This is a genomic window from Streptomyces sp. NPDC127197 (assembly GCF_042672405.1).
In the GTDB taxonomy this organism is placed as follows: Bacteria; Actinomycetota; Actinomycetes; order Streptomycetales; family Streptomycetaceae; genus Streptomyces; species Streptomyces flavusporus.
This window is the reverse complement of the sequence record NZ_JBHXVG010000064.1, coordinates 20,876-27,907: the sequence shown is the minus strand read 5'-3', so window position 1 is coordinate 27,907 and position 7,032 is coordinate 20,876. Positions and strand designations below refer to the sequence as shown.

Sequence of the window (7,032 nt, the reverse complement as noted above, 5' to 3'; positions counted from 1 at the left end):
TCTTCGACGAGCAACGTGCCTTCAACTCGCCTCTCGCTTCATCAACGGCAGCTGCGGCTTGACTTCTTCAGGTCCCGAGATGTCTATCGGGACACGCTCCGCCGGCCCGGTGCCGGTATGCGCCGCTCCGGCCGTGCCGACAGATCAAACACAAGGCACAAGCAGCCAGCCAGAGTACGAGTCAAGCCACGGCCGGAACGACACGACCATCATCCTCACAGCCGGAGTAGAACGGGCGGTCCGCGGCGATGCGGTCGATCGGCAGGAGCGTGCCGTCCAGGATCAGATACGCCTTCACCGAGGCGGTTCGCACTGCGTCGGCCAGGCTGGGGGTGAGGGTGGCCAGGAGCTCGACCGCCTCGGTGACGTAGCGGTAGGCCGTCGTGGTTCCGACACCGAAACCAGCTGCGAGTTGGGCATACGTGTGGCCCACCCTCAGGTGGGCGAGAGTGAGCAGGGCCTGGCGGCCGGCGCTCAGACGCCGCCATCGTGAGCCGATCTCGCGGCGGTGCCGCGCAACTGCTGGGTGAGGAAGCGCAGGGCAGAGCTGGACACGTCGACGCCCGAGGGGTAAACAAGCACGTGAAGCCTCTGGTGGAGACGGTTCTCTTGGTCGAAAACCCATCTACCAGGGTCTTCGTCATGCTGGCAGATCAACCGGCAAGCATGCAGTGCAGGTTGAGAAAGCCTCCGTGTTGGCTGACCAGGGGACCGTCGTCCGAGCGCAACCGTTCGCTCCTGGCAAAGGTCTAGAGACCCGTGAATGCTTCAGACCCGCACGTCAACGCCTTCGCCGAGATCTTCGGCGAACCGCCGGCCGACTTCGCCGTACCTGTCGACTGGGCAGCAGTCGAGACCTGGTTGGGGATGAGCCTGCCCACCGACTACAAGGCCATCACCGCGGCGTACGGCCCCCTCGACATCGGCGCGTGGCTCTGGCTTCACATGCCATGCGTCAACCGCGGGTGGTTCGACTACGGGGCCTGGGTGCAGCAGACTCGGCGTGACGCCCCCGGCGTCCTTCCCTTCGGCGCCACCCGTACCGCCGACACCCTCTACTGGGACACCACAGCATCCGACAACCCCGACCAGTGGCCGGTCGTCATGCACTGTCAGGACGACGAGAACGCGGGCCGCGACCCCTGGCGGCGCTTCGCGACCCCGCTCGTGCCGACGCTGGCCCGACTGGTGGCCGACGGCATGCGTCCGGTGGCCGCGCGAAGTGGCATGCAAACTGAACTGGAGCGCACCCCGTGGACACCGCCGCCTCGGCGACCGGAGCCAACCGCTCGGCAGCGGGCGGCGCTCACCACAGGCAGCGGGCTGGAGGCGCTGACCGCACTCGTGCCACCGCCGGAGACACCCGCGCTCGGTGAGCACAACTGGGACTGGCTGTACGAACGGCTGGGTACACGTCTGCCCGGCGAGTACGTGCGACTGATGGAGCGGTACGGGGCCGGCTCCTGGTGCGGCTGGCTGCGCTTCAACATCCCCTTCGGCGAGGACCCGTACGCGCTCGCACCGTGGGCCGAGTGGTACGCGGACACCTACCAGGGGCAGCGAGCCGAGTTCCCGGAATACCATCCCCTGGCTGTCTATCCCGAGCCCGGGGGATTCCTGCCCTTCGCCGACTCCATCGACGGCGACCAACTGTGCTGGCTGACCGAAGGTGCCACGCCGGACGACTGGCCACTGATCGTCCTGCCGCGCCATGCCGACCAAGGCCCACCGCTCAACACCGACCTCACCGAAACCCTGCTGGAGTGGCTGCGCGGCCGGTTCGCGACCGAGGGCCTGCCCCCGCTCGGACGCCGCGACGAGGACCCCCTCGACTACATCGAATTCGAGCCCTACAACGCAGAACCAGCCGCTGATGATCAATGACTCGGCACCATATCGGTCGAGTTCGAGATAACCGGCTCCATCAGCCAACTCACCCTGTCGCTGCCACTCCACGGCAGGCTTCTGGCATTCTCGGCGCGCGGCTCATTCGCGAAGGCGGAGGCGATCTGCTTCGCGGACAAGGAGTACCAGGGGCGTCGGTCCCAGGGTCCTGGTGCCCTACCACGGCCAGTGGGAGAACCGCTCCGCAGGTCAGCAGGCGGTGAACGTCTGCCATGCGAAGATCCCGGCCCTGGGCGAGCAGGCCACGGCCACGCTGAAGGGCTGGCGGCTGCTGCGGAAGCTGACGTGTTCCACCACCGCATCACCACCTTGGTTCAGGCCGTCCTCACCCGCATCTGACCAGCTCAGACCGAGGATGAAAAACGCTTAGTGGCTCCTATCAGAATGTCGCGGACAGAGATGGCGATGCAGGAGTGACGTATGGGTACCTGGGATGTCGGTCCCTTTGACAACGACACCGCAGCGGATTTCTGCGGGGACCTTGATGAGGCAGCCGTAGGCGAACGCGGGGGCATTGTCCGCAGCACTCTCATACGCGTGATCGACACCGCGGGTTACCTCGAAGCACCCGAGTCCGAGGAAGCCGTAGCTGCGGCCGCTCTTGTCGCCGCGCAGTGCCCTGGGGGTGAACCTGCCGATCCCATTTACGGGACGGAAGAGCCTCTTCCTGATCTCACCGGCCTGCGCGATCTAGCTCTCCAGGCCCTCGACCGCCTCATTACCGAACCTTCCGAGCCGATGGACCTGTGAGCCGAATCAGATGGCGGCCCCTGGCGCGCGAACATCCGGCGCCTGCAGAACGTGCTCCTGCCACAGCCGCCCACAGAACAGCTCAGCCTGATCTGACCGACCGCAACCGCTCCTCGAGTCTTACCTGGAAGGCCGCCATGAGCTGGGACGTACTCCTCCTCCGCCTGCCCGACGACCTCACCTCCGTGCAGGAGATCCCCGCCGACCACACCCCGGACTCGCTCGGCCGACGACGCGACGTACTCGCCGCTGTTACCCAAGCCTGTCCCGAAGCCGATCTCTCGGACCCCACCTGGGGCGAAGTTTCCGGCCCCACTTGGTCCATCGAGCTCAACATCGGCTCAGAAGACCCCGTGGAATCGATCATGCTCCATATCCGGGGCTCCGGTGACGACGTGCTGACGCCCGTCTTCCGTCTTGCCGAGGCTCTGCGGTGCAAGGTGCTCGACTGCGCGGAAGGAGACCTGATCGCTTCGGGGCAAACGTCAGGCTGGCGCACTTTCCAGCAGTTCCGCAATCGAGTGGTCGGACCCTCTCAGTGATGCCTCCTGGCCGAAGCAATAACATCCGCCCCATGCACCCTGAAGCCCGTTTGAGCCTTGAGGGCCTCCTTCCGCCCGGTCGGATGGTCACGTCCGACGAAGGCGACGGAGACGCACAGCCCCTGTGGCTCAGTGACGGGCCGGCCACGGCCGAACTGTGGACGCGGATACACGCTGAACACACACGCTCCGGCCTGTGGCCGCTACTGCTCGACTCGCTGGATCCGAACGACGGCGAATTCCCCCCATGGGGATCCGGAGAGGTCTTCCCCGAGCAGATGTCCTCCCCGGCGAGCCACGACCCTGCCAGCCTCCTCGCACAGTGGTGGGCGACCTACACAGCCGTCGACGAAGACGACGACATGCTCGACGCCGACAGGCGCCTCGCCGTCACGGCCCCCTTCAGACAGACCTGGCCCGGCCTCGCGCCCAGCCAGCAAACGGCAACGAACCCCGATCAACTGGCTGCCGAGTTCGCGCAGGCGTTCCTCGCCGACCGCCCACAGACACGTCTGGGGCTGGTCGCCGCCGCGTCCGGTGCCGAGGCGCTGACGGCCGGGGGCTGGGGCGGACCCTGCAACTACGACAACGACACCGCGAAATTCTCCGCCGTCGTCCGCGACTGGGAGCACCGGTTCGGCGCCCGTGTCATCGCGGTCGGCTTTTCCACGCTGCACCTCAGCGTCGCCGCGCCACCGACGAATGAGCATGAGGCTCTCCTGGTCGCGGCCGAGCACTTCGCCTTCTGCCCGGACAACATCTGGCAGGGCAGCAGGCCCTACACATTGGCCGCGTACGCCGAGCGGATCACCAGTGCCCATCGCTGGGACTTCTGGTGGGACTGATCCGCTCCCCGGCAAACGCTCACCCATCCCGAGCGAAGCGACCTTCGAGCGGTCCGTGCGCCCCGGCCGGCGCCCGGGAACAGCCGAGGCCATCTGGGCGCCGGGGAGGTCGATAACCTGTGCAGCCTTGTAGGCGGCTGAGTGATCAAGGTGAGGCGGTGCGGAAGGTGGGTGTCTGGGCGGTTGTCGACGAGGCTGACCGAGTTCAGTGGGAGATGCTCTCTGGTGAGCGCGTTGGGCCGCTGCGTTTCGGGATGTCGCATGACGAAGCGGCCGCAGCAGTCGCAGACGTATTGAGCCCTCTCTCCACTCGTGGCGGCTATGGCAGCCCTGTGGCGAGTTCGGAATTCTTTCTCATCGGAGCATCAAGCGCGCCGGCTGTGACGGCCTACTACGACGCCGGCCGCCTGGCTTGCGTAGCCGTCAGCGCACTTCGCGGTCCACAGGTCACCTTGGACGGGCTGCGGCTTGTCGGCCGCGTCCCGTCCGAGCTCGAAGACGCCTTCGCCGAGTACACGTCCACGAACGGCCACGATCTGCGGTACTCCCAGCATGCGGACCCAGGTTCCGAGACCCTCGGTGTCGTCCTCCGCGCCCAGCGCGCCGGAGACGTTGTCCTGAGCAGGCCGGTGTTGGTCGCCTCCACCTGGGCCGAGCGCTGCTGTGATGTCACCGAAGGCCGCATCCCCACTGAAGAGTGGCGGGACCGCGCCTGGTGATGGGCTGCTATCGGCTTGGGGGTAGCTCCTTTGGAGAGACGGTCCCACCAGCATGCCGACGCGTCCGTCCCCTGGGGTAGTGCGGTACCCGGGCAGATCAGACACAGATCCAGCAGTACAGCCGTTCCCCGCGCCGCTGAGCCCCGCGGGCGAGTTCCGCCAACTGGTGCAGTAGGCCGCCGAGCACGTCGGTGTCACCAGACCCCTGCTCTTCGACCCAACGCCGCGCCGCCGCAGTCAATTCATCGGCCTCCACCCTCGCAAGGACGCCTTGCAGCTCATCGCTGATGGTGAGTACCAGACGCTCGCCTCCGTCGCGTTCGGCGACGGCGTGCGAGGTCCGAGGCCGTGCCAGGAACTCGTCGAAGTCGACCCCGGTCAAGATCCTCTCGATCGCTCCGAGATCGGTCGTCGAGTCGAACCCCTTGGTGGCCACGACGTGGAACCCCGTCTCGGCCAGCCGAAGCTGCGGCCTGAGGAACTCGCGAAGGCCGTCGCGCCCGTAACGCCGCACGATCTCCGGGACGGGCATTGGCAGCTGCGCTCCCGCACCATCCGGCCCGCCGGGCAAGTCAATGGTCGTGGCGGCCGACTCGTCCGATGCCGCGGAGAAGTAGTCATACATCACACCCACAGGCGAGATCATGCCAGGGAGTGACGCGGCACCCCGGCCTGGTAGCCGCCAAGACTGGCTCCGATGAACAAGGTCCTTCCAAGGGGGCCGCACCTATCGGCTTGATGGGTGCCTGACTTGTTGAATCGACCGCAGGCGCTCGGTCTGCAGCCGTAGCGTCCAGGGTGCCGGTCGACACGGGCTCGTGTAGTGTCTTGCCGCCCTGCGGGCTGGCTCATGATTAGCGTGCCGCCGCCGTCCGGCACCCGCGCGGTGTGGCTCGACAGAGGCATGAATGTGTGTGACTGCTACTTCAAGTCAGAGTGCCCACCGCACATTTCTGCCCGTCAGCCGCCAGGTCAGGATGCGCATGATCATCATCGGGATCGATCCCCACAAGTCCTCGCACACCGCAGTCGCTGTCGATGCAGCAGGCCACAAGATTGGTCAGCGGCGGTTCGTCGTCAACTCCGGGACCTTCGGTCGGCTTCTGCACTGGTGCGCGCAGTGGCCGGAGCGCCGGTTCGCGGTCGAAGGCGCCGGCGGTCTCGGTCGGTCTCTTGCTCAGCAGCTGGCCGTCGCGGGCGAGGATGTCGTCGACGTGCCTTCCACCTTGTCGGCCAGGGCCCGTCTTCTGGCCACCGGCGGGGACCGGAAGACCGACCCCGCGGACGCTCTCCACGTGGCCCAGGTCGCGCTCTTCCGCACTGATCTGCGCAAGGTCACCGCGAAGGACCAGTCCACGATCCTGCGGCTGCTGACCGAGCGGCACGACGACCTGACCGGCGAGCGGACCCGTACCGTCAACCGTCTCCACGCGGTCCTTCGTGACCTGTTGCCCGGTGGAGCCCCCACACGGCTGTCAGCAGAGAAGGCCGCGACTTTGATGAAGGGCATCCGGCCGGCCACTGCGACGGACCACTGCCGCCGGGACATCGCTCGCGATCTGCTGGCCGACCTGCGCAGGCTTGACCAGCAGGTCAAGGAGAACGAGGCCCAGATGCGCGATGCTCTCGCTGCCGCACGAACCAGCCTGACGTCGCTGCCCGGACTGGGCACGGTACTGGCTGCGAAGCTCCTGGGCCACGTCGGCGACATCAGCCGCTTCCCGACAGAACACCACTTCGCCAGCTACGTCGGCAGCGCGCCCTTGGACGCCTCCAGCGGCAAACGGGTACGCCATCGGCTCAACACCGGGGGTAACAGAGCCTTGAACAGCGCGCTTCACATCATCGCTGTCTGCCAGATCCGTAACGATGGGCGCGGCCGGGAGTACTACCAACGCAAGATCGCCGAAGGAAAGACACCCGCAGAGGCCCGCCGAGCCCTCAAACGACGCCTCTCCAACGTGGTCTACCGGATCATGAAAAGAGATCAGCGAGTTCAACTCGCAGCAGCCGCTTGACACACAGAGGCGCTAATCTCTTGCGACGTACCTCTGGCCTGTCGTCTTGCGCCACAGCTGTTGCGCTCGGTACCTTGCCGCCTCATAGCCACTGAGCTGCGAGGACTCCTTGGAGAGTCCGCCTCAGGTTCGGCGACCTCCAGAGAACTCCAGGTGTGCTTGGCACGCCAAGTCCCGCGCCCGGCCAACCGCACTGTCCCCGACGACACGGTCCGCGCACAGCACAAGGCGCGGGTCCACTCCCACTAGTCGC

6 protein-coding genes and 3 pseudogenes are annotated in these 7,032 nt (G+C 66.5%); 7 read left to right on the top strand and 2 right to left on the bottom strand.

Going from position 1 to position 7,032, the window contains the following annotated elements:
• Positions 1-220: 220 nt before the first annotated feature.
• A pseudogene (locus ACFVJQ_RS42835) lies at positions 221-582 on the bottom strand (transposase family protein); the annotation flags it as partial.
• Between the two features lie 177 nt (positions 583-759).
• Between ACFVJQ_RS42835 and ACFVJQ_RS42830 the strand changes: the two are divergent.
• The 6 genes and pseudogenes from ACFVJQ_RS42830 (at position 760) to ACFVJQ_RS42805 (ending at position 4,761) form a co-directional block, all read left to right on the top strand.
• On the top strand, positions 760-1,884 hold the full coding sequence (locus ACFVJQ_RS42830; protein WP_385791169.1) for an SMI1/KNR4 family protein: 1,125 nt from the start codon (positions 760-762) through the stop codon (positions 1,882-1,884).
• Positions 1,885-2,007: 123 nt separating this feature from the next.
• Positions 2,008-2,264: pseudogene (locus tag ACFVJQ_RS42825) on the top strand (IS5/IS1182 family transposase); the annotation flags it as partial.
• A gap of 61 nt (positions 2,265-2,325) precedes the next feature.
• Positions 2,326-2,751, top strand: a pseudogene (locus ACFVJQ_RS42820) (DUF4259 domain-containing protein).
• Between the two features lie 41 nt (positions 2,752-2,792).
• A complete protein-coding gene (locus ACFVJQ_RS42815) occupies positions 2,793-3,197 on the top strand; it encodes a hypothetical protein (protein ID WP_385791167.1) in 405 nt (134 codons plus the stop codon).
• Between the two features lie 83 nt (positions 3,198-3,280).
• The gene (locus tag ACFVJQ_RS42810) at positions 3,281-4,042 is read left to right on the top strand and encodes a DUF4253 domain-containing protein (protein ID WP_385791165.1); all 762 of its coding nucleotides are present in this window, start codon (positions 3,281-3,283) and stop codon (positions 4,040-4,042) included.
• 380 nt (positions 4,043-4,422) lie between these two features.
• Complete coding sequence (locus tag ACFVJQ_RS42805; RefSeq protein WP_385791163.1) at positions 4,423-4,761, top strand: hypothetical protein; 339 nt, start codon at positions 4,423-4,425, stop codon at positions 4,759-4,761.
• A gap of 97 nt (positions 4,762-4,858) precedes the next feature.
• Here ACFVJQ_RS42805 and ACFVJQ_RS42800 read toward each other — a convergent pair whose 3' ends face one another.
• Positions 4,859-5,407, bottom strand: coding sequence for a hypothetical protein (locus ACFVJQ_RS42800; protein ID WP_385791161.1), 549 nt, complete (start codon positions 5,405-5,407; stop codon positions 4,859-4,861).
• Positions 5,408-5,669: 262 nt separating this feature from the next.
• On the opposite strand from ACFVJQ_RS42800, the gene ACFVJQ_RS42795 reads away from it, so the two are divergent.
• Entirely contained in the window at positions 5,670-6,779 is a 1,110-nt protein-coding gene (locus ACFVJQ_RS42795; RefSeq protein ID WP_385791159.1) for an IS110 family transposase, read from the top strand.
• Positions 6,780-7,032: the final 253 nt, after the last annotated feature.

Coding starts and splice junctions, on each gene's coding strand:
- ACFVJQ_RS42815 (WP_385791167.1), top strand. CDS start 2,793: ATGAGCTGGGACGTACTCCTCCTCCGCCTGCCCGACGACCTCACCTCC.
- ACFVJQ_RS42810 (WP_385791165.1), top strand. CDS start 3,281: ATGGTCACGTCCGACGAAGGCGACGGAGACGCACAGCCCCTGTGGCTC.
- ACFVJQ_RS42800 (WP_385791161.1), bottom strand. CDS start 5,407: ATGATCTCGCCTGTGGGTGTGATGTATGACTACTTCTCCGCGGCATCG.
- ACFVJQ_RS42795 (WP_385791159.1), top strand. CDS start 5,670: ATGTGTGTGACTGCTACTTCAAGTCAGAGTGCCCACCGCACATTTCTG.